This is a genomic window from Micromonospora sp. NPDC047812, from assembly GCF_040704175.1.
Taxonomy (GTDB): Bacteria; Actinomycetota; Actinomycetes; order Mycobacteriales; family Micromonosporaceae; genus Micromonospora.
In genome coordinates, this window is sequence record NZ_JBEYRY010000003.1 from 245328 (window position 1) to 266779 (window position 21452).

Annotated in this window: 20 protein-coding genes; 5 read left to right on the forward strand and 15 right to left on the reverse strand. The window is 73.8% G+C overall.

The features are described from left to right. Positions 1 to 12: 12 nt before the first annotated feature. Positions 13 to 1062, reverse strand: a complete 1050-nt coding sequence (gene lipA / locus AB0883_RS16150) for a lipoyl synthase (RefSeq protein WP_121400428.1) — start codon at positions 1060 to 1062, stop codon at positions 13 to 15. A 388-nt stretch (positions 1063 to 1450) separates the two neighbouring features. On the opposite strand from lipA, the gene aspS reads away from it, so the two are divergent. Next, positions 1451 to 2737, forward strand: coding sequence for an aspartate--tRNA(Asn) ligase (aspS, locus tag AB0883_RS16155; RefSeq protein ID WP_366641949.1), 1287 nt, complete (start codon positions 1451 to 1453; stop codon positions 2735 to 2737). Between the two features lie 127 nt (positions 2738 to 2864). Here the strand turns inward: aspS and AB0883_RS16160 are convergent, their stop codons facing one another. The 3 genes from AB0883_RS16160 to AB0883_RS16170 all read right to left on the reverse strand — a co-directional run bounded on the left by AB0883_RS16160 (position 2865) and on the right by AB0883_RS16170 (position 5809). Next, a complete protein-coding gene (locus AB0883_RS16160) occupies positions 2865 to 3257 on the reverse strand; it encodes a VOC family protein (protein ID WP_366641950.1) in 393 nt (130 codons plus the stop codon). 3 nt (positions 3258 to 3260) lie between these two features. Next, positions 3261 to 3902: a lipoyl(octanoyl) transferase LipB gene (gene lipB / locus AB0883_RS16165; RefSeq protein ID WP_366641951.1), complete on the reverse strand. Its 642-nt coding sequence runs from the start codon at positions 3900 to 3902 to the stop codon at positions 3261 to 3263. 86 nt (positions 3903 to 3988) lie between these two features. Then, complete coding sequence (locus tag AB0883_RS16170; protein ID WP_366641952.1) at positions 3989 to 5809, reverse strand: DUF2079 domain-containing protein; 1821 nt, start codon at positions 5807 to 5809, stop codon at positions 3989 to 3991. A 162-nt stretch (positions 5810 to 5971) separates the two neighbouring features. On the opposite strand from AB0883_RS16170, the gene AB0883_RS16175 reads away from it, so the two are divergent. Further along, entirely contained in the window at positions 5972 to 7207 is a 1236-nt protein-coding gene (locus tag AB0883_RS16175; RefSeq protein WP_366641953.1) for a PHB depolymerase family esterase, read from the forward strand. A gap of 61 nt (positions 7208 to 7268) precedes the next feature. Here the strand turns inward: AB0883_RS16175 and AB0883_RS16180 are convergent, their stop codons facing one another. Beyond that, positions 7269 to 8168: a TIGR01777 family oxidoreductase gene (locus AB0883_RS16180; RefSeq protein WP_366641954.1), complete on the reverse strand. Its 900-nt coding sequence runs from the start codon at positions 8166 to 8168 to the stop codon at positions 7269 to 7271. A 45-nt stretch (positions 8169 to 8213) separates the two neighbouring features. After that, positions 8214 to 9221: an aldo/keto reductase gene (locus AB0883_RS16185; protein WP_366641955.1), complete on the reverse strand. Its 1008-nt coding sequence runs from the start codon at positions 9219 to 9221 to the stop codon at positions 8214 to 8216. Between the two features lie 50 nt (positions 9222 to 9271). Between AB0883_RS16185 and AB0883_RS16190 the strand changes: the two genes are divergently transcribed. Further along, entirely contained in the window at positions 9272 to 9640 is a 369-nt protein-coding gene (locus AB0883_RS16190) for a MerR family transcriptional regulator (protein WP_366641956.1), read from the forward strand. Here AB0883_RS16190 and AB0883_RS16195 read toward each other — a convergent pair. The 7 genes from AB0883_RS16195 to lpdA form a co-directional block, all read right to left on the reverse strand. Continuing rightward, complete coding sequence (locus AB0883_RS16195; protein WP_366641957.1) at positions 9637 to 10560, reverse strand: LLM class flavin-dependent oxidoreductase; 924 nt, start codon at positions 10558 to 10560, stop codon at positions 9637 to 9639. The two genes, AB0883_RS16190 and AB0883_RS16195, sit on opposite strands and share 4 nt — an antisense overlap. Positions 10561 to 10678: 118 nt before the next feature. Beyond that, positions 10679 to 11065 (reverse strand): hemerythrin domain-containing protein, encoded by a 387-nt coding sequence (locus tag AB0883_RS16200; protein WP_366642241.1) that lies wholly within the window; start codon positions 11063 to 11065, stop codon positions 10679 to 10681. 33 nt (positions 11066 to 11098) lie between these two features. Further along, the gene (locus tag AB0883_RS16205) at positions 11099 to 11515 is read right to left on the reverse strand and encodes a type II toxin-antitoxin system VapC family toxin (protein ID WP_366641958.1); all 417 of its coding nucleotides are present in this window, start codon (positions 11513 to 11515) and stop codon (positions 11099 to 11101) included. Next, on the reverse strand, positions 11505 to 11774 hold the full coding sequence (locus tag AB0883_RS16210) for a type II toxin-antitoxin system prevent-host-death family antitoxin (RefSeq protein ID WP_366641959.1): 270 nt from the start codon (positions 11772 to 11774) through the stop codon (positions 11505 to 11507). The genes AB0883_RS16205 and AB0883_RS16210 overlap by 11 nt, the downstream gene beginning before the upstream one ends. A gap of 82 nt (positions 11775 to 11856) precedes the next feature. After that, positions 11857 to 13188 (reverse strand): low temperature requirement protein A, encoded by a 1332-nt coding sequence (locus AB0883_RS16215; protein ID WP_366641960.1) that lies wholly within the window; start codon positions 13186 to 13188, stop codon positions 11857 to 11859. Between the two features lie 197 nt (positions 13189 to 13385). Then, positions 13386 to 15197 (reverse strand): 2-oxoglutarate dehydrogenase, E2 component, dihydrolipoamide succinyltransferase, encoded by a 1812-nt coding sequence (gene sucB / locus AB0883_RS16220; RefSeq protein WP_366641961.1) that lies wholly within the window; start codon positions 15195 to 15197, stop codon positions 13386 to 13388. Positions 15198 to 15263: 66 nt separating this feature from the next. Beyond that, complete coding sequence (lpdA, locus tag AB0883_RS16225) at positions 15264 to 16655, reverse strand: dihydrolipoyl dehydrogenase (protein WP_357880187.1); 1392 nt, start codon at positions 16653 to 16655, stop codon at positions 15264 to 15266. A 179-nt stretch (positions 16656 to 16834) separates the two neighbouring features. Between lpdA and AB0883_RS16230 the strand changes: the two genes are divergently transcribed. Then, positions 16835 to 17164: a hypothetical protein gene (locus tag AB0883_RS16230; protein WP_121400443.1), complete on the forward strand. Its 330-nt coding sequence runs from the start codon at positions 16835 to 16837 to the stop codon at positions 17162 to 17164. A gap of 83 nt (positions 17165 to 17247) precedes the next feature. Here AB0883_RS16230 and AB0883_RS16235 read toward each other — a convergent pair whose 3' ends face one another. Continuing rightward, on the reverse strand, positions 17248 to 18819 hold the full coding sequence (locus AB0883_RS16235) for a leucyl aminopeptidase (RefSeq protein ID WP_366641962.1): 1572 nt from the start codon (positions 18817 to 18819) through the stop codon (positions 17248 to 17250). 161 nt (positions 18820 to 18980) lie between these two features. Here AB0883_RS16235 and gcvT point away from each other — a divergent pair, with 161 nt between their 5' ends. Next, a complete protein-coding gene (gcvT, locus tag AB0883_RS16240) occupies positions 18981 to 20105 on the forward strand; it encodes a glycine cleavage system aminomethyltransferase GcvT (protein ID WP_366641963.1) in 1125 nt (374 codons plus the stop codon). Positions 20106 to 20123: 18 nt separating this feature from the next. Here gcvT and AB0883_RS16245 read toward each other — a convergent pair whose 3' ends face one another. Further along, on the reverse strand, positions 20124 to 21419 hold the full coding sequence (locus tag AB0883_RS16245; protein WP_366641964.1) for a DUF2314 domain-containing protein: 1296 nt from the start codon (positions 21417 to 21419) through the stop codon (positions 20124 to 20126). Positions 21420 to 21452: the final 33 nt, after the last annotated feature.

Below are 21452 nucleotides of genomic sequence, written 5' to 3' on the forward strand. Positions count from 1 at the left end.
CGCCGGGGTGGATCAGCCGGCGGTGACCGGAAGGCCCTCGCGGGCCTCCAGCGCCTGCCGGTAGAGCCGCCCGGCCCGGTACGACGAGCGCACCAGCGGCCCGCTCATCACGCCCGCGAAGCCGATCTCCTCGGCCTCCTCGCGCAGCTCGACGAACTCCTCCGGCTTGACCCAGCGGGTGACGGGGTGGTGCCGGGGGGTGGGGCGCAGGTACTGCGTGATGGTGATCAGCTCACACCCGGCGTCGTGCAGGTCGCGCAGCGCCTGGGAGATCTCGGCGCGCTCCTCGCCCATGCCCAGGATCAGGTTGGACTTGGTGACCAGGCCGTCGGCGCGGGCCTGCCGGATCACGTCCAGCGACCGCTCGTAGCGGAAGGCCGGCCGGATCCGCTTGAAGATCCGCGGCACGGTCTCGACGTTGTGGGCGAGCACCTCCGGCCGGGCGCCGAAGACCTCGGCGAGCTGCTCGGGGACCGCGTTGAAGTCGGGGATGAGCAGTTCGACGCCGCAGCCGGGCTGGAGGGCGTGGATCTGCCGGACGGTCTCGGCGTAGAGCCAGGCGCCACCGTCGGGCAGGTCGTCGCGGGCCACCCCGGTGATGGTCGCGTAGCGCAGGCCCATCGCGACCACCGACTCGGCGACCCGGCGCGGCTCGTCGGCGTCGAACTCGGCCGGCTTGCCGGTGTCGATCTGGCAGAAGTCGCAGCGCCGGGTGCACTGGTCGCCGCCGATGAGGAAGGTGGCCTCCCGGTCCTCCCAGCACTCGTAGATGTTGGGGCAGCCGGCCTCCTGGCAGACGGTGTGCAGCCCCTCGCGCGAGACGAGCCCGCGCAGCTGGGTGTACTCCGGCCCCATCTTGGCCTTGACCTTGATCCACGGCGGTTTGCGCTCGATCGGTGTCTCGGCGTTGCGCGCCTCGATCCGCAGGAGACGCCGCCCCTCGGGGGCGGGCGTCGTCGTGCGCGCTGCCTGGCCGGTCGTCGGCGCGGAGTGCTCGATCGTCACAAAACCGAGCCTACGCCCGACGGCCGCCGTCGATGTAGCGCGGGCGACGGGCGTCACCCCGCCAGTCTTGTGACACCGGACACCGGGGCCGCGTAAACCCGTCACAGGGCTGTCGGCGGTGGTGCTAGCGTGCCGGGCAGAGCTGTGACGGAGCCGAGTAGCGCCCCGACCCGCCAGTTGAAGAGAGCCGCCGGTTGCTGCGAGGCGGTCTGGCACCGGGCGCGCGAAGACCCTCCCGAGCTGCGGGAAGAACGGCGGGTGGCCGGCGCCGCGCGACTGCGCGGACGGGCCGCTCCCGCCCAGTAGAGCCCGCCCGGCTGGCCCCGGTGAAAAGGCGACGAACGAGGCCCCCGCCAGCGGGGGCGAAGGTGTGGTGGCACCGCGAGGTTTCCCGCTCGCCCACACCTCCCGGGGATCGCGTTGCGATTATCGAGGAGGTACCGCCGTGCAACGCATCCTTTCCACCCAGCTCTCCGCCCATGTCGGCGTGCCCGTCCGGATCGCCGGCTGGGTGCACCGCCGCCGGCTGCTCAAGTCGGTGGCCTTCCTGATCGTGCGGGACGCCGCCGGCCTCGCCCAGGTGGTGGTCACCGACCCGGCCGTGCGCGCCGAGGTGGAGGCCCTCACCGAGGAGACCGTCGTCGAGGTCACCGGCACGGTGGTCGCGAACCCGACGGCCCCCGCCGGGGTCGAGCTGAGCGCGCCGACGGTACGACCGCTCGGCCCGCCCGCCGTACCGCCGCCGTTCGACCTGTACCGGCCGGCGCTCACCGCGAGCCTGCCCACCCAGCTCGACCACGCGCCCGTCGCCCTGCGCCACCCGACCCGCGCGGCGGCGCTGCGCGTCTCGGCGGCGGCGGTGGCCGGGTTCCGGGCCACGCTCGACGCCCGCGACTTCGTGGAGATCCACACCCCGAAGGTGGTCGGCTCGTCCACCGAGAGCGGGGCGAACGTCTTCGCGCTGGACTGGTTCGGCCGGCCCGCGTACCTGGCGCAGTCGCCGCAGTTCTACAAGCAGCTCATGGTCGGTGTCTTCGAGCGGGTCTACGAGGTGGGGCCGGTGTTCCGGGCCGAGCCGCACGACACCGTCCGGCACCTGGCGCAGTACACCTCGCTCGACGCCGAGCTGGGCTTCGTCACCGACCACCGGGACGTGATGGTCGTGCTGCGGCACACCGTGGCCGGCATGATCGACGCGGTACGCGAGCGGGCCGGGGCCGCGCTCGCCACCCTCGGGGTGTCGGCCCCGGAGGTGCCGGCCGAGATCCCCGCCGTGCACTTCACCGAGGCGCTCAGGATCGCGGGGGCACCGGCCGACGAGCCGGACCTCGCCCCGGCGCACGAGCGGGCGCTGGGCGAGTGGGCGCGGCGGGAGCACGGCTCGGAGTTCCTCTTCGTCACCGGCTACCCGATGACGAAGCGGCCCTTCTACACCCACCCGGACCCGGCGCGGCCCGCGTACTCCAACGGGTTCGACCTGCTCTTCCGGGGGCTGGAGCTGGTGACGGGCGGGCAGCGGCTGCACCGGCACGCCGACTACCTGGCGGCGCTCGCCGCCCGGGGCGAGCCGGTCGAGCCGTACGCCGGCTACGTCGACGCGTTCCGGCACGGCATGCCGCCGCACGGCGGTTTCGCCATCGGCCTGGAACGCTTCGTGGCCCGCCTGACGGGCGCGGCCAACGTCCGGGAGGTCACGGCCTTCCCCCGCGACCTCCACCGCCTGACCCCCTGACCCCCGGGGGCAGGCGGCGATCATGAGGTTGGCGGCACTGAAGGAGATCGACTTCGCCGCCAACCTCATGATCGACGGCGGAGCCGGGGGTGGGGGTGGGGTGGGGTGGGGGTGGGGGGTGGGGTGGTCAGGTCGGGCCGAGGAGGTCCCAGAGGTTGCCGGCGATGTCGCGAAAGACGGCGACCCGGCCGTACGGCTCGGTGCGCGGCGGCTTCACGAACTCGACGCCCGCCTCGACCATCCGCCGGTGGACGGCGTCGAAGTCGTCGACCTGGAGGAAGAAGCCGACCCGGCCGGCGACCTGGTCGCCGACCGATCGAGCCTGCCGGTCGCCGTCGGCGCGGGCCAGCAGCAGCCCGGTCTGCGCGCCCGGCGGGCGGACGACCACCCAGCGCTTCGCCCGGCCGTCGTTGGTCAGCGACGGGGAGTCCTCCACCAGCTCGAAGCCGAGCACCCCGGTGAAGAAGTCGATGGCCGGGTCGTACTCGGCCACGACGATCGTGACCAGGTCGATCCGCACCGGTCAGGCCGCGACGAGGGTGGGCAGGTGGCGCTCGACGACCGGCAGCACGTCGGCCACGGTCACCGGGCGGCCCAGCTCGGCGGTCAGCGAGGTGACCCCGGCGTCGCGGATGCCGCAGGGCACGATCCGGTCGAAGTGGCCCAGGTCGCAGTCGCAGTTGATGGAGAAGCCGTGCAGGGTCACCCCGCGGGCCACCCGGATGCCGATGGCCGCCACCTTGCGGGCCGGGCCCCGGTCGTCCTCCGGCACCCAGACCCCGCTGCGCCCCTCGACCCGGCCGGCGGTCAGCCCGAACTCGGCGCAGACGTCGATCAGCAGCTGCTCGGTGCGGCGGACGTAGGCGACCACGTCGACCGGGTCGGGCAGCCGGACGATGGGGTAGCCGACCAGCTGCCCCGGGCCGTGCCAAGTGATCTTGCCGCCCCGGTCCACGTCGACGACCGGGGTGCCGTCCATGGGGCGGTCCCACGGCTCCGTGCGCTTGCCGGCGGTGTAGACGCTCGGGTGCTCCAGCAGCAGCACGGTGTCGCCGCGCTCGCCGGCCACCACCGACTCGTGCAGCCGGCGCTGCTCGTCCCAGGCGGCCTGGTAGTCGAGGACACCGGCACGGACGGCCGTGAGGCCGGAGGTCGTCGTGGTCACGCCGCCAAGCCTAGACCCGTACCGGCCGGTCACCATCGGTGACGCGGCTCACGAGGAGGACCGGCGGCGGGCCCGGGCAGTCCGGGTCAGCCCTGCGGGACCCGCCACAGCCACACGTCGTCCACCCGCTCGGGCGGGCCGAGCAGCGCGGTCACCGTACGTCGGATCGCCTCCTCGTCGACCGGCCACTTCGCCCCGTGCACCTCGTCGGGCAGCACGATCGTCTCGATCCGCCAGTGCCGCAGGTCGGCGCGGACCTCCTGGACGCTGCCCTCGGTGATGATCGGCACCAGCCCGGTCCGGCCGGCCTGGTCCACCAGCGCGCCGAACGGGCGCGGCGGCGGGCCGATCCGCCCCCGGCCGTCCGGGCCGCCGGGGCCGAGGAAGAAGCCGGAGGGGATGGCGAACTCGCCCTGCCGGTGTGCCAGGGCGTACGCCTGCCAGCGCTGGCCGTCGGGGTAGACGTCGAGGGTCAGCGGCACCGGGGTCAGCACCCCGCCGGGGGAGACGTGCTCCCGCCACGTCCCGGCGGTGATGAAGCGCGGGACCGGCTCGCGTTCGATGGTCAGCAGCGGCGTCGGCACCAGCGGCAGCAGCGCCAGCGCGAACCCCGCCCACCAGGCCAGCCGCGTCGGGCGGCGCCGGGGCGGATCGGCGCGGAGCTGGTCCACGGCGTACGCGAGCAGCACCCCGATCACCGGCGCCACGACCAGCGCCAGCCGGGCGGGCAGGGCGGCGTTCACCACCGGCAGGTGCCCGAGCAGGTCGAACGGCATCGGCAGGTCGAAGCGACGCCCGTCGACCTTGGCCACGGGCCCGAACGACAGCACGGTGAAGACGGCGGCGGTCACGCCCAGCGCCCAGAGCGTCGCCCGGCGGGCCGGGTCGGCCCGGCGCCACAGCGCCACGAAGCAGGCGACGGCGAGCAGCAGCAGCGGGATGCCGAAGAACGAGTTCTCCTCGGTCGGGTTCGGCGCGAGCTGGGTGCCCAGCCCCACCTCCCCGGCGATCGACCGGCGCGGGTACGCCGCGTACGCGACGACGTCCTCGGAGTGGATGACCGCGTCGAAGCCGGTGCCGTGGAAGCGCTGCGGGCCGGCGAAGTGCAGCCACAGCGGGTACGCCAGCAGCACCCCCGCGACGACGGCGGTCACCCCGAGGCCGCGCAGGAAGGTCGGCAGCACGGCGCGGGCCTCGGCGCGGTGCACCGGGTGCAGCGCCCAGGTGGCGACGAAGACGCCGAGCGCCAGCGCGGTGAAGAAGAGCCCCTCGGCGGCGATGGAGAAGGCGACGGCGACGAGCACGCCGAGGATCGCGCCGTCGCGCAGCGGGTGCCGGGAGCGGCGCAGCGCGAAGGTCCGCCAGATCAGCAGCGGCACCAGCCAGCCCGCCGTCCAGTTCAGGTGGGCGTTGGCGTGCGAGACCATGCCGGGGGAGAAGCCGACGAACAGCCCGCCGACGGCGGCGGCGAGCGGGCTGCGGAGCAGGTGCCGGGAGAGCAGCCAGTACCAGGCGAACGCGGTGGCGGCCAGGTTGAGGGTGAGGATCACCAGGAACGTGGCCGGCGGCCCGATCAGGTACGTCAGCGGCGCGAAGACCACCGCGTACACGGTGATCGAGGTGTTGACCGCGAGGTTCACCCCGTCGGGGACGTTGACCAGGTAGGTGAAGAGCGGGTTGTCGCCGTGGGTGACCGCGTGGCCGCCGAAGGCCAGCAGCCACTCGAACAGCGCCTGGTCGCTGGAGTTGACCGTGATGGCGCGGGTGTTCGGGCCCTGCCACAGCCCGCTGGTCACCCAGACGGCGAGCGCCAGCGCGACCAGCGCCACGATCAGGTCGGCCCGCCGGTGGCGGACGACGCGGGGCGGCGAGGCCGGCGAAGGCGCCAGGGACGGGGAGGTCGGCACGCAGCGGACGTTACCAACCGCACCGGGGCACGCCGGTCAGGACGCACATCCTCCGGACGCCGAATGTGTGAGCGTGCCCCATGTCACAGCATTGACATATCGACGTAACGTCGCGGCAATTCGCGGGTGACCCAGTTCACACCCCGTCCCCAGGAGGCCCCCGTGCGCCGCTCCCCGTCCCTGCTCTCCCGGCTGACCGGCGCGGTCGCCGGGATGGTCCTCGCCGCCGCCGCGGTGGCGGCCGTCGCCGCCCCCGCCCAGGCCGCCACCCTCACCCAGGTCACCAACTTCGGCTCCAACCCCGGCAACCTCGCCATGTACGCGTACCGGCCGGACAACCTGCCGGCAGGAGCGCCGGCCGTCGTGCTGCTGCACGGCTGCACCCAGAACGCCGCCGGCTACTTCGCCAACTCCGGCTGGCAGAAGTTCGCCGACCAGTGGAAGTTCACCCTGATCGTGCCGCAGCAGTCCAGCGCCAACCAGCCGCTGAGCTGCTTCAACTGGTTCGTCGAGCAGGACATCGCCCGGGGCTCAGGCGAGGCGCTGTCGATCAAGCAGATGGTCGACCACGCCAGGAACAACTACGGCACCGACGCCCGCCGGGTGTTCGTCAGCGGGCTCTCCGCCGGCGGGGGAATGAGCGCCGTCATGCTGGCCACCTACCCGGACGTCTTCGCCGCCGGCTCTGTCGTCGCCGGCCTGCCGTACCGCTGCTCGCCGCCCGCCTCCACCAGCACCTGCCAGTACAGCGGGGTGAACAAGACCCCGCAGGAGTGGGGCGACCTGGTCCGGGCCGCGTACCCCGGGCACACCGGCCCGCGTCCCCGGGTCGCCATCTGGCACGGCACCTCGGACTCCACCGTCGTACCGGCCAACGCCACCGAGCTGCGCGACCAGTGGACCAACGTCCGGGGCGTCCCGCAGGCCCCCACCAGCACCGCGTCGCTGCCCGCCAACACCAGCCTGGAGGTGTACGGCAACAACGACGTCCGCCTCTACCGGGTCTCCGGCATGGGCCACGGCACCCCGGTCGACCCGGGCCCGGGGGCGGAGCAGTGCGGCACCGCCGCCGCGTACATGCTGGACACCATCTGCTCGGCGTACCACGACGCGGTCTTCTTCGGCCTGAACGGCGGAACGGGCCCCGGCCCCTCCCCGACGGCGAGCCCCACCGCCTCCCCCACGGCGAGCCCCACCGCCTCCCCGACCGCGAGCCCGACCCCGGCGCCGACCTGCGTGACGGCCAGCAACTACGCGCACGTCGCCGCCGGTCGTGCCTACCAGTCCGGCGGCTACGCCTACGCCAACGGCTCGAACCAGCGGATGGGCCTCTACAACACCTTCTACACGAGCACCCTCAAGCAGACCGGCCCCAACCACTGGGTGATCGGCTGCTGATCCCGCGCTGCCCCACCGTGGTCGGACGCCCGCCGGGCGTCCGACCACGCGCGACCCGTCGTCACTCGGTGAGGGCGGCGCGCAGGGCGGTGGCCAGGGTCGGGTGGCGGTAGGTGAAGCCGGCCCCGGTGAGCACGCCCGGGAGGACGCGGGTGCTGGTCAGCGCCTCGTGCGCGAAGCCGCCCAGCGCCACCTTCAACGCCAGCGCCGGGATCGGCACGACCGCCGGCCGGCGCAGCTGCCGGGCCAGCTCCCGGGTGAAGTCGGCGTTGGTCACCGGGGCCGGCCCGACCAGGTTGACCGGCCCCACGAGGTCGTCGCGGTCCAGCACGAACCGCGCGGCGTCCAGCCAGGCCGCCATGGAGATCCACGGCAGCCACTGCCGGCCGCTGCCGAGGCGGCCGGCGATGCCCAGCCGGAACGGCAGCAGCTGCGGCTTGAGCAGACCGCCGTCGCGGTGCAGCGGCAGCCCGATGCGCAGCCGCACGACGCGTACGCCCGCGTCCTCGGCCGGCCGGGTCGCCGCCTCCCACACCCGGCAGACGTCGGCCAGGAAGCCCTCGCCCGCCGGGGCGTCCTCCTCGACCGCCCGGTCGCCGGTGTTGCCGTACCAGCCGACCGCCGAGGAGTTCAGCAGCGCCCTCGGCCGGTCGGCCTGGGGCAGCCCGGCGATGGTGATCGCCAGCGTGGTGGTGGTGTCGACCCGGCTGGACCGGATCAGCTGGCGGTACCCGTCGTTCCACCGCTTGTCGCCCACGCCCGCGCCGGCCAGGTTGACCACCGCGTCCGCCTCCGCCACCACCGCCGGGTCGAGCTGCGCGGCGGACGGGTTCCACTGCCGCTCGTCGCGGCCGCGCGGCGGCCGGCGGACCAGCCGGGTGACCTGGTGCCCGTCCGCCGTGAACCGGTCGACCAGCCGGGTGCCGAGGAAGCCGGACGCGCCGGCCATGAGGATCCGCATGCCCCCATCTTCGGGTACGCGGCCCGGCGCGGATGCGCCGAGCGGTCATCCCCCGGCCGGGACCGGGGCCGGGCGGAGGTCGGCCATGAGCCGTTCGACCTCCGCGAAGGCGTCCTCGGGCAGCGGGCCGAGGGCGAGGGTGGCGAAGTTCTCCTCGGCCTGGGCCACCGTCCGGCAGCCCGGGATCGGCACCGCCCGGGGACTGCGGGCGAGCAGCCAGCCGAGCGCGCCCTGGGCGAGCGTACGGCCGTCGGCGGTGAGCGCCGCCCGGATCCCCTCCACCCGGGTTGCCCACTGCGGAGTCGGCCGGCCGTCGGTGAACCAGACCAGCCACTCCGGGGCCATCCCGCGCACGTCGTCCCGGCCGACGGTCCGCGTCGCGCCGGTGAGCAGCCCCATCGCCAGCGGCCCCCGGTTGAGGGCGGCCACGTCGGCCGCGTCGCACACCGCCAGCATCCGGGCGTTGTCCCGCAGCACCGACTGGTCGTACTGGATCGCGGCGCAGTGCGGCCCGGCCGCCGCGAACGCCCCGGCCGACGCCGGGTCGTCGGTGCTCCAGCCGTACGCCCGGATCTTGCCCTGGGCGACCAGGTCCTCCAGCGCGCCGACCAGGTCGAGCGCGGCGGGCACCGGCAGGTCGTTGATGTGCAGCTGGTAGAGGTCGACGTGGTCGGTGCCGAGCCGGCGCAGCGACTCCTCCAGGCTGGACACCGCGTAGTCGGGGCTGGGGTCGGTGCCGGTCCACCGCCTGGTCGCCTCGTCGGTACGGTTGCCGAACTTGGTGGCGATCACCGCCCGGTCGCGGCGCCCGGCGAGGGCCCGGCCGAGGATCCGCTCGCTGTGCCCGGCACCGTAGTTGCTGGCCGTGTCGAAGAGGGTCACCCCGAGATCCAGCGCGGCGTGGACGGTGCGGACCGACTCGTCGTCGTCGACCTCGCCCCAGCCGAACGGCTGCCCTCCGTCGCCCCACAGTGGCCCGCCGATCGCCCAGCAGCCCATGCCGAGCGCGCCGACCTCGATCCCGCTGCGACCCAGAGTCCGTGTCGTCGTCATGCCCACAGCGTTCAACCTGGAGTGCGCTCCAGGTCAAGTACGCTGCCGCAATGAGCGGGTACGCACCCTCCGAGGCGGCGCGGCGCAGCGGCTTCAGCCTCGACACCCTCCGGTACTACGAGAAGATCGGCCTGCTCAGCGGGGTCGGGCGCACCTCGGGCGGGCGGCGGATCTTCACCGACGAGGATCTCAGCTGGCTGGTGCTGTTCCGCTGCCTGCGCGACACCGGCATGCCGATCGCCGAGATGTCCCGCTACGCCGAGCTGGCCCGCGAGGGCGACCACACCGCCGGCGAGCGGAAGGCGCTGCTGGAACGGCACGCGGAGCGGGTCGGGGAGCAGATGCGCCTGCTCCAACGCCAGTACGACCACCTCCGCGAGAAGATCCGCTTCTACGAGCGGCTGCCCGGAGCCTCCTAGCCGGCGGCGGCCACGCGGGCCAGCACCGGCGTGAGCGCGTCCAGCGCGTCCTCGCGTACGACGAAGCGGGTGACGCCCCAGCGGCGTTGGTGCGCGGCGACCGCCGCGACGATCTCGTCCTCGGTGCCGATCAGCACGAACGGCGTCGCGAGCAGCTCGGCGACGGTCAGGCCGATCCGCTCGGCGGTCGGCGCGGCGGCGGCCTCGGCGTCGTCGGTGACGACGACGTGCTGCACGAGCGCCTCCAGCACCGGCGGCTCGGCCCGCCCCTCCGCCCCGGCGGCGACGCAGGCCAGTTGCGCCTCGATGTCCGCCTCGCGCCAGCGCACGTCGTGCCGGTAGCCGTCGGGCAGGGTGCGGCCGAGCCCGGACAGCCCGACCACGTCGGCGTGCGCGCCGGCCCAGCGCAGCATCGCCGAGTTCGCCGTGCCGAGGGTGAACGGGATCCGCCGCTGCACCGGGCGCGGGGCCTCCAGCCGCGCGCCCCGCACGACCAGGTCGGGGGAGTCGACCGTGACCTCCTCGCCGTCGAGCAGGGCGCGGACGGCCTCGGCCACGGCCAGGCAGCGGCGCACCCGCCCGGCGACGTCCGGGCGCTCCCGGCCGACCGCCAGCCACTCGGCCGGGGTGTGGCCGGCGCCGAGGCAGAACCGGGCCCGCCCGCCGGAGAGCAGGTCGAGGGAGGCCACGTCCGAGGCGAGCAGCATCGGCTCGCGGACGCCGGCGTTGGAGACGTACGAGCCCAGGCCGATCGTCGAGGTCACCGCCGCCGCGGCGGCCAGCGAGACGAAGGGGGACGCCGCCAAACCCGGATGGTCGGCGGTGAACAGGGCGTCGAAGCCTGCCGCCTCGACCCGCCGGGCCAGCTCCAGCCAGCTCGGGCCGTCGGACGGGATCGCCTGGAGAGTGAAGGTCGCCATGTGCCCACCCTGCCGGGCCCGGGCCCGCCGACAAAGCCCGCCGGCGGCGATTCTGCTACCGGCAGACCCGGGCCGCATCGACCCCGTGGTGCCGCCGGCGCGCTCGCCCGGGTGCGGGTCAGTGGACCGGCCCAGGGTCACGGTCGAGCGGCGGGAGCGGAACCCCGAAGAGCCCCTCGGTGCTGCCGGCGGTCAGCGCGTTGAGCGCGCCGACGAGCTTCTTCTCCTCGTAGACGAAGTGCGTCTCGAGCAGGGCGGCGAGGGTGTCCAGCTCGGCCCGCACCTCGTGCGGCGGCGCGGTGGCGTCGGCCAGCTCCTCGACCCGGAGCAGGGCCTCGGCCACGATGTGGTGGTCGGCCGCCAGCTCGCGCAGCACCGGGGCCAGTTCGGGCGCCTGGTCGGCCAGCACCCGGAACGCCCCGGCGTCCTCGCCGGTGTGGTGCCGGGTCAGCGCCGCGCAGAAGGCCAGGCAGTGGGTCCGCAGGTCCCTCGGCCGTACGGCCAGCCTACGACAGCAGGCGCGAGGAGACGTGCCCCGTCAGGGCCGACGGACGGGCCGGATGGTGACCAACTCCTCCAGCCCGACGAAGTCGGTCGGATCCGTGGTGTAGAGCGACAGGCCGTTCGCGTGTGCGACGGAGGCGTTCATCAGGTCCGCCAGCCGGCGGCGGGTGGTGCGCCCCGTGGCCAGGACCGCGCTGGTGACCAGACCGAAGGCCCGCGCGGCCTCGGCGTCGAAGGGCAGCGGCTCGAAGACGGCCTCGGCATGCTGGAGGACGCTGGTCCGCCGGGCACGTTCGGCGCGGTCGTCGGTGTGGTGCGGGCCCGCGGAGAGTTCCGCGAGCGTCACGGCGCTGATCACCATCTCCTCCGGCAGGTCCCCCGGACCGAGGGCGCCGAGATGGATCACGACGTTCGTGTCGATCAGGCCACGGACCGGTGCCTCACCACTCACGGCTGAACGGGTCCTGCTCGACCGACGAGTCGATGTCGGCGCGGAACCTCTCGCCGTCGAGCACGGGAGCCGTCGCGAAGGCGGCGAGCACCTCCGCCCGCGGGACGAACGTGCGCCGGCGTAGCGGGATGAGCTTTCCGACGGGGGTGCCGTTGCGCGTGATGACGAAGGACTCGCCGGACTCGACGTGCCGCATGATCGCGCCCGAGTCGTTGCGCAGCTCGCGCTGCGTTATCTCTCGATGAGCGTGCTCTGCCACGGTGTAATCCTAGTCGGGTGTGCTACGAGGTGCTACACGACGTCGCGGGTCGAGGGGCGTGACGTCCGGGTGGGCCGGCAGGTCATGTCGACGGCTCGTCCGGGGTGGACTCGCGCCAGCGGGCGCGCCAGGCGGCCTCGTGCGCCTCGTGGCTGGTCTTCTCCTCGAAGACCATCTCGCGCAGAGCGCGCCGGGAGTCCGCCATGACCACCGCCTCGACCGCCACCAGCCCGATGCAGATCGTGGTGAGCAGGGTGAGGGCGGCCAACCCCGGCAGCCGTTGGCCGACGGGAATGGTGGCGGCCAACAGGAGCACGGCGCCGACCCTGGTCCACGAGGCGGTGCGCAGGGTGCGCCACTGGAACAGCATGTTCGCGCACAGGTAGCAGGCGACTCCGCCGAACAGCAGCAGGACGCCGGGGCCGTGCGCCGGGTCCCCGACCGGCACCTCGGGATCGGCGACCTGGTGCACGATCTCCTCGGCGCCGAGGGCGAACAGGATGATTCCGGCGATCATCGGCAGGTGGAAGTACGCGTACGCGTCCCGGGCCATCGAGACCCGGGGCCGTCCCTCGGCCGCGTGCAGGGCGATCCGGGCGGCCGGTGCGATCACGTCGTAGTGCGCCCACCAGAGCGCGGCCGTGAAGAAGATGCCGAGCACCGCCGCGGCGACCGCCGGCCACGTGGGCGGCTGGCCGAGCAGGTTGCTGCCGACGCCGACGGAGATGACCGACTCGCCCAGGGCGATGATCAGGATGAGGTCGTACCGCTCGGTCCAGTGCTCGGCGGAGGTCACCATCCAGCCCCAGGCGCCGGCGACCAGGCCCATGCCGTACTGGAGCAGGACGACGCTGATCCAGAGCCCGTCGCGCAGCATCGCCGCCCGGCCCGGGTCGTCGATCTGGGGCGGGATCAGCGCGGCGGCCGTGAGCAGCATGGTGCTGATCGTGACCTCCGGGGAGTACTTCAGCAGCAGCCGCCGCTCGCCGGGTCTCTCCCGCGCGACGTGCCAGTACAGCGCCAGGTGCACACCCCTGATCACCACGTAGCTGAGCGCGACCACCATCGGCCCGGCGGCCACGTCGGTCGCGTCGCTGAAGGCCTGGGGGAGGGAGAGCGCGAAGCAGAACAGCGCGGCCATGCCGATGACCATCAGCACCGGGACGAAGCCCTCGCCGAGCCGTACCCGGGTGGCGACCACGCAGTGCACCACCCAGCACCACCAGAGCACGGCGAGCACGAGCATGGCGTGCACCAGCGACCGACCGGAGATGTTGGCGGCGGTGGCGCGGGTGATGATGAAGAACGAGAAGACGAAGACCAGGTCGAAGAAGACCTCGAACCGGTCGACCCGGGCGCCGGGGGCGATCGAGACGGCCGGTCCCAGCCGCTCGCGCCACCGGATGACACCCACCCAACCACTCTGGCAGCGCCCTGTCCCCGCCGGGCCGGAATCGCGCCAGCCCGGCGGCGCGCGAACCAGGCGACGGGCGACCGGACGGCGGGCCGGACGGGCTGCGGGCAACCAGACGGCGCGCCGGCCGGGCGGCCGGACGGCGAAGGGCGCCCCGGTCGGTGACCGGGGCGCCCTTCGTGCCGTCGGGCGGGGGACTACAGGCCGAGCTCGGCCTCGAAGTTGCCCGACTCCAGCCGCTCCTTGACCGCGACCAGGAAGCGGGCGGCGTCCGCGCCGTCGATCAGCCGGTGGTCGTACGACAGGGCCAGGTAGACCATCGACCGGACGGCGACGACCTCACCCAGCTCCGGGTCGTTGACCACGACCGGACGCTTGACCACGGCACCCGTGCCGAGCATCGCCGACTGCGGCGACGGCACGATCGGGGTGTCGAAGAGGGCGCCGCGGCTGCCGGTGTTGGTCAGCGTGAAGGTCGCCCCGGCGATCTCGTCCGGGCTGATCTTGTTGGTCCGGGTGCGCTCGGCCAGGTCGGCGATCCGCTTGGCGATGCCGCCCAGGTTTAGGTCGCCGGCGCCGTGGATGACCGGCACCATCAGACCCCGCTCGGTGTCCACGGCGATGCCGAGGTGCTCCGAGTCCGGGTAGGTGATCGTGCCGGCGTCGAGGTCCATGCTGGCGTTGACGATCGGGTACGCCTGGAGCGCCTCGACCGCCGCGAGGGCGAAGAACGGCAGGAACGACAGCTTGACGCCGTGCCGCTGCTGGAACGACTCCTTGGCCCGCGCCCGCAGCTTGGCGACCTTGGTGACGTCCACCTCGACCACGGTGGTCAGCTGCGCCATCTCGTGCAGCGACTGCTGCATCCGCTTGGCGATCGTCGCGCGGATCCGGGGGAGCTTCTCGGTGGTGCCGCGCTTGGCGCTCGGCTGCGGCTTGGCGGCCGGCTTGGCCGGGGCCGCCGCAGCGGCGGGCTGCTGCGCCGGGGCCGGCGCGGCCTTGGCGGCCTTCGCCTTCTCCGCCGCCTCCAGCACGTCCTGCTTGCGGATCCGGCCGCCGACGCCGGTGCCGTTGACCGAGGAGAGGTCGACGCCGTGCTCGCTGGCCAGCTTGCGCACCAGCGGGGTCACGTAGCCGGCGGCCTCCTCGCCGCCGCCCTGGGCGGGGGCCGAGGGGCGCTGCGGGGACGGGGCCGCAGCCGAGGGCACGGCCTTCTGCTCGGCCTGCGCGGGCTGCGCCGAGGTCTCGGCCTCCGCCGACGGCTCGTTGTACGACATGCCCGGGGTCGGCTCCTCGACCTTGGGCTCCGGCTTGGCCTCGGCCTTCGGCTCGGGCTTCGGCTCCGGCTTGGCCTCCGCCTTCGGCTTCGCCTCGGCCGGGGCGGCGCCGGCGGCACCGATCACGGCCAGGTCGGCGCCGACCGCGGCGGTCTCGTCCTCGGGAACCTTGATCTCCAGGACCGTGCCGGCCACCGGCGACGGGATCTCGGTGTCGACCTTGTCGGTGGAGACCTCCAGCAGCGGCTCGTCCACCTCGACGGTGTCGCCGACCTGCTTGAGCCAGCGGGTGACCGTACCCTCGGTGACGCTCTCGCCGAGGGCCGGCATCTTGACCGGGGTGCCCTCGCCCGACGGCGCCGGCGCGGCCTTCTCCTGCGGCTCCTCGACTGCCGGCTGCTCCGCCTCGGCCTGCGGCTCCTCGGCGGCCTCGGCGGCCTCCTCGGCCGGCTCCTCCTGCTGCGGGGCGGTCTCGCCGCCGCCGGTGGACTCGCCCTCGCCCGCGATCACGGCCAGCTCGCTGCCGACCTCGGCGGTCTCGTCCTCGCCGACCACGATCCGGCTCAGCACGCCCGCCGCCGGGGACGGGATCTCGGTGTCGACCTTGTCGGTCGACACCTCGAGCAGGGGCTCGTCGACCTCGACGGTGTCGCCCTCCTGCTTGAGCCAGCGCGTGACGGTGCCCTCGGTGACGCTCTCACCGAGCCGGGGCATGGTGACCGATACCGGCATCTTCAAAGACTCCTTCGTTCCCCTGGTGGGATCATCGCCCGTCGCCGGACGCCGCGGTTGTCGTGATCAGGCGTGTGCGTGCAGCGGCTTGCCGGCGAGCGCCAGGTGCGCCTCGCCCAGGGCCTCGTTCTGCGTCGGGTGGGCGTGCACGAGCTGCGCCACCTCGGCCGGGTACGCCTCCCAGTTGTAGATGAGCTGCGCCTCGCCGACCATCTCGCCGACCCGGGCGCCGACCATGTGCACGCCGACGACGGGGCCGTCCTCCACCCGGACGAGCTTGACGAAGCCGGCCGTCTTGAGGATCTGGCTCTTGCCGTTGCCGCCCAGGTTGTAGTTGTAGGTCTTGACCTTGTCGGCGCCGTACTGCTCCTTGGCCTTCGCCTCGGTCAGGCCGACCGACGCCAGCTCCGGGTCGGAGTAGGTGACCCGGGGGATGCCGACCTCGTCAATGACGGCCGGGTTCTGGCCGGCGATCTCCTCGGCCACGAAGATGCCCTGCTGGAAGCCCCGGTGGGCGAGCTGGAGACCGGGCACGATGTCGCCGACCGCGTAGACGTTGGGCACGCTGGTGCGCAGCCGCTCGTCGGTCAGCACGTAGCCGCGGTCCATCTTGACGCCCTGCTCCTCGTAACCGAGGTCGGCGGTGTTCGGGCCGCGGCCGACGGCGACCAGCAGCAGCTCCGCCTCGACGGTGTCACCGCCGGCGATGGTGACCTTGACGCCCTTGTCGGTCTTCTCGACCTTCTCGAACGGCTTGCCGACCTTGAAGTTGATCTTCCGCTTGCGGAAGGCCCGCTCCAGCGCCTTCGAGGACTCCTCGTCCTCGGCCGCGACCAGCCGGGGGAGCGCCTCGATGATCGTGACGTCCACCCCGAAGGACTTCCACACGCTGGCGAACTCGACGCCGATCACGCCGCCGCCGAGCACGATCGCCGAGGCCGGGACCCGGTCGAGGGTGAGCGCGTGGTCGCTGGTGATGACCCGCTCGCCGTCGACCTCCAGGCCGGGCAGGCTCTTGGCGTACGAACCGGAGGCCAGCACGACGTTGCGACCGGTGTAGCGCTTGCCGTCGACCTCGACGACGTTCTTGCCGACCAGCTTGCCGTGGCCCTCGACGATGGTGATCGACTTGTTGCCCTTGAGCATGCCCTGGAGGCCCTTGTAGAGCCGCGAGATCACGCCGTCCTTGTAGGCGTTGACCCCCGCCATGTCGATGCCGACCAGCTCGGCCTTCACGCCGAACTGCTCCGACTCGCGGGTCTGGTCGGCGATCTCGGCCGCGTGCAGCAGCGCCTTGGTCGGGATGCAACCGTTGTGCAGGCAGGTGCCGCCGAGCTTGCCCTTCTCGACCAGCGCGACCTTCAGGCCCAGCTGGACGGCGCGCAGGGCGGTCGCGTAGCCGCCGCTGCCACCTCCGAGGATGACGATGTCGAAGGTTGCGTCGTTCGGCTCGCTCACGTCCAACTCCCAGGTCGCGTCACTGCTTCGGGGGTCACGGCGGGGTAACACGGGCACACCCCACCTCGGTCATCTTGTCACCACCGCCCGCCGCCCGCGTAGTGAGGTGCCCAACGACACGTCCGTGGCACGTACGCTTGGCACTGGCTTCGATGACGTACCTGAGGGGGAGACGCTCGGTGGGACTGTTCCGGCGACGCAAGAAGACCCGGGCGGTCAGCCTCGACCGGGCCGCCGACCGCGCCGACCTGGAGCACCTCGAGGGCTTCGTCCGCAGCCGGCGCGGGGTCGAGGCGTACATCGAGCCGCGGACCACCGTCACCGAGACCACGGTCATGCTGATCGCCGACGACGGGGAGTGGACCCGCCGCCGCATCGACGGCCCCGACGGCGCCCGCCGCTTCGCGTACCGGATGGGCATTCCGGTCTACGACGTGCGGCTGATGGGCTACCCGCAGCGGATGCGCGACTACAACGAGCGCCGCAAGCGCCGCCCCGAGCTGTTCTGACCGGAAGCGTCCCGGCGTCCGCGCCGGCCGGATGGAAACGGCGGAGGGCCCCTCGTCGCACGAGGGGCCCTCCGCCGCGTACGTCAGCCGTTGGCGGCGACGTCCTCCACGAGGTGCAGCAGCGTGCGCACCGGCACGCCCGTGCCGCCCTTGGTCCAGTAGCCGGTCGGCTCGCCCGAGTGGTAGCTCGGGCCGGCGATGTCGATGTGTGCCCAGTCGACGTCGGAGCTGACGAACTCGCGCAGGAACACCCCGCCCTGGAGCATGTGCCCGGCCCGGTCCATGCCGGCGTTGACCTGGGAGATGTCGGCCACGTCGGAGTCCATGCCCTTGCGCACGTCGTCCGGCAGCGGCATCGGCCAGGCCGGCTCGCCGACCGCGTCGCCGGCGGTGCGGACCCGCTCGCACAGCTCGGGGCTGCCCATCACGCCGGCGATCCGCTTGCCCAGCGCGACGACCTGCCCGCCCGTGAGGGTGGAGGTCTCGAAGAGGTAGTCGCAGCCGTCCTCGCAGGCCCGCGCCATCGCGTCGGCCAGGATCATCCGGCCCTCGGCGTCGGTGTTGAGCACCTCCACCTTCTTGCCGTTGTACATGCTGATCACGTCACCCGGCCGGTACGACCGCCCGGACGGCATGTTCTCCGCCATCGGCAGGTACGCCGTCACGGCCACCGACGGCTTGAGCGCGGCGACCGCCAGCATGGTCGCGGCCACCGCGGCGGCGCCCCCCATGTCGGACTTCATCTCCCACATGCCCTGCGCCGGCTTGATCGAGATGCCGCCGGTGTCGAAGGTGATGCCCTTCCCGACCAGCGCCACCCGCTTGCCGTTGCCGCCGCCGGCCGGGGTGTAGCTCAGCTTGACCAGCCGCGGCGGGGCCTCCGAGCCCTGCCCGACGGCGATGATGCCGCCGTACCCACCGGCGGCCAGGGCCGCCTCGTCGAGCACCTCGACCGCCAGGCCGGCCTCCCGGGCGGAGTCCGCCACGGAGTCGGCGAAGGACGGCGGGCGCAGCTCGTTCGGGGCGGTGTTGACCCAGTCCCGGCTGCGCCGGACCGCGTCGCACACCACCTGGGCGCGGGCGATCTCGGCCCGGGCGCCGGCGTCACCGGCGTCCGGCACGGCGACGAGCACCTCGGCCACCGGCTCACGCCGCGACGGCTGCGGCCGGGTCTTGTAGCCGGCGAAGCGGTAGCCGCCGAGCAGCGCGCCCTCCGCCACCGCGCGCAGCGCCGCAGGCGCGTCGGCGTCGTCGGGCAGCGGCAGCGCGAGCGCCACCCGGGGCGCGCCCGCGAGGGCCCGTACGGCCCCGCCGGCGGCCCGGCGCAGGGTCTCCGGGGCCGGGGCGGCGCCGGTCGGCTCCGGGCCGAGCCCGACGGCGGCGACCACCGGGGCGGTCACGGTGCCCAGCGTGGCCAGCTTGATCACCTCGCCGGGGGCGCCGGTCGCGCCGAGCAGGGCCAGCGTCTCGGTCAGCTTTCCGTCGAAGGCGGCGGCGATGCTCTCCGCGCCGCTGGCGAGCAGCAGGGTTCCGGCCAGGCCGGTGGTGGCGTCCTGCTCGCCGGTCTGGCTGTGCAGGCCGATCACGATCGCGTCGACGGCGAGTTCGGCGGGGTCGGTGTCGACCAGGCTCAGGGTGGTGCTGGGCGATGTCACTTAAGCTACTCCGGGCGGGCCGGGCCGGTCGCGTCGTCGCGTACCGGCGATGGAGGTCTCCGGCGGAACGTACCCGCCGGAGGTCGGGGCTGTCCCGCCGACGGCTCCGACGGGTCCCGCCGATGCTAACCAGCCGCCCAGCTCCCGGTAAGTTCCCACCCATGACCGACGTGACCTCCGACGCCGCCGCGACCCGGCTGCGCCGTTCTCCGCTGCACGAGCGGCACACCGCTCGCGGCGCCAAGTTCGCCCCGTTCGGTGGCTGGGAGATGCCGCTGGAGTACGCCGGGGGCGGGGTGCTGAAGGAACACACCTCGGTGCGGACCGGGGTGGGCGTGTTCGACGTCTCCCACCTGGGCAAGGCGCGGGTGACCGGGCCGGGCGCGGCGGAGTTCGTCAACGCCTGCCTCAGCAACGACCTGGGCCGGATCGGGCCGGGCCGGGCGCAGTACACCCTCTGCTGCGACGACGCCACCGGCGGCGTGGTGGACGACATCATCGCCTACCTGCACGCCGACGACCACGTCTTCCTCATCCCGAACGCCGCGAACACCGCCGAGGTGGTGCGCCGGCTGCGCGCCGCCGCCCCGGCGTCGGTCACGGTCACCGACGAGCACGAGGCGTACGCCGTCCTCGCCGTGCAGGGCCCGCGCTCGGCCGAGCTGCTCGGCGCGCTGGGCCTGCCGACCGGGCACGACTACATGAGCTTCTCCACCGCGACGCTCGACGGGGTGGAGCTGACCGTGTGCCGCACCGGCTACACCGGGGAGCTGGGCTACGAGCTGGTGGTGCCGGCGGCCGACGCGGTCGCGGTCTGGGACGCGCTCTTCGCGGCGGGCGCCGACCTGCGCGCCTGCGGGCTGGCCGCCCGGGACACCCTGCGCACCGAGATGGGCTACCCCCTGCACGGTCAGGACCTGTCGCTGGAGATCACCCCGGTGCAGGCCCGCTCCGGCTGGGCGGTCGGCTGGGACAAGCCGGCCTTCTGGGGCCGCGACGCGCTGCTCGCGGAGAAGGCCGCCGGTGCGAGGCGTACGCTGCGCGGCCTGGAGGCGGTCGACCGGGCGATCCCGCGCCCCGGCATGACGGTGCACGTCGGCGACGCGCAGGTCGGCACGATCACCAGCGGCACGTTCTCGCCCACCCGCAAGCAGGGCGTCGCCCTGGCGCTGCTGGACACCGCCGCGAAGCTCGCCGACGGCGACGTGGTGGAGGTCGACATCCGCGGTCGCCGCGCCCGGATGCGCCTCACCCGTCCCCCGTTCGTGACCCCCTCGGTCAGGTGACCCCGCCCCGGCCCTCCGTCAGACCGGGGGGTGGGGGCGTTCGCCGGCGTCGAGGACGGCCTGGGTCCAGCCGCCCTCGATGACGCCGGTGCCGTCGAGCACGGCCCAGTCGACGACGTCGGTGGCCTCCACGACGACCGGTGAGCCGATGCGCACGGTCGGGTCGGTGTTGGCGTCGCAGGCGCTGGCGGCCACGATCCGCTCCGGGGTGTCCCACGAGGTCACCCCGGCCCAGACCAGCTCCGGGCCGTCGTCGCCGGGCAGGCCGTACTTGACCACGAGCTGCGTCTCCGGCGGGAGCTGGCCGGCGAGGAACCGGGCCCGGATGTCGCCCAGCCCGGCCCGGGCGGTGGCGACCGCTCTGCTCATCGCGTCGCCCGCCCGGGCGTAGCGCACGTCCGGCTGGATGCCGGCGAAGAGGGTGGCGCAGGCGGCGGCGTAGTAGCGGCCGTCCGGCCCCGGATGCCCGGCGGGCGGGCGCAGGCTGAGGAACGAGTCGGCGTCGGGGTCGGTGGCCGGGTCCAGCTCCAGGCGCAGCAGCACCGGCGCCGTCGCGCCGTGCTGTTCCGGATTGCCGTACGCCACGGCGATGTCGTGCCCGGTCACGGTGGCCAGCACCGGCAGCTGCACGAACGCCGGCACCTCCTCGCCGGAGAGCCCGTCGGTCCAGTCCCGCAGCAGCCGCCGGGCGGCCCCGGTCATCACCGCGCCCCAGGCCCGGGTCAGGTGGTCCGGCACGCCCTGGGTCTGCAACTCCAGCAGCCCGAAGCGGCGCAGCCCCTTCGTGGTGAACCAGAGCCCCTCGGCGTCGGAGGAGTAGGGCACCAGCACCCAGTCGACCAGCCGGATCCGTCCCTGGGCGTCGGGCAGCGAGCGCAGGGCCGTCGCCGGGTCGAGGAACTGAAGGCCGAACACGTCCACGACGTCGCCGTCGACCGACTCGGCGACGGCGGCGGCCACCGCCCGCGCCGCCCACTCGTGGGCCGGCGGCCAGCCGGGCCGGTACTCGGCCTGCACCACGACCAGGTGGCTCGCGGCGGCCAGCCGGGCCAGCTGCGCCTCCGAGGCGCCGAACGCGGTGAGCAGGTCCGGCGGCAGCTCGGGGAACTCGGCGATCGGCCGGGTGTCCACGCTCATCAGCGGGCTGTCGAGCATGTGCCGCGCCAGCCCGTGCACCGGCTCCGCCAGCCGGCCGGTGAGCCGCTCCACCGCCGTCTTCGCGCTCACCTTCGGCAGCCCCGTCATGGGCACCAGGTAGGTCGCGCTCAGCGACTCCGGAACCGGTACGGGCAGGAAGTCGTCCGTGATGAGCATGTCGTCCCCCGGTTGGCCGCGCCGGTGCTGTCG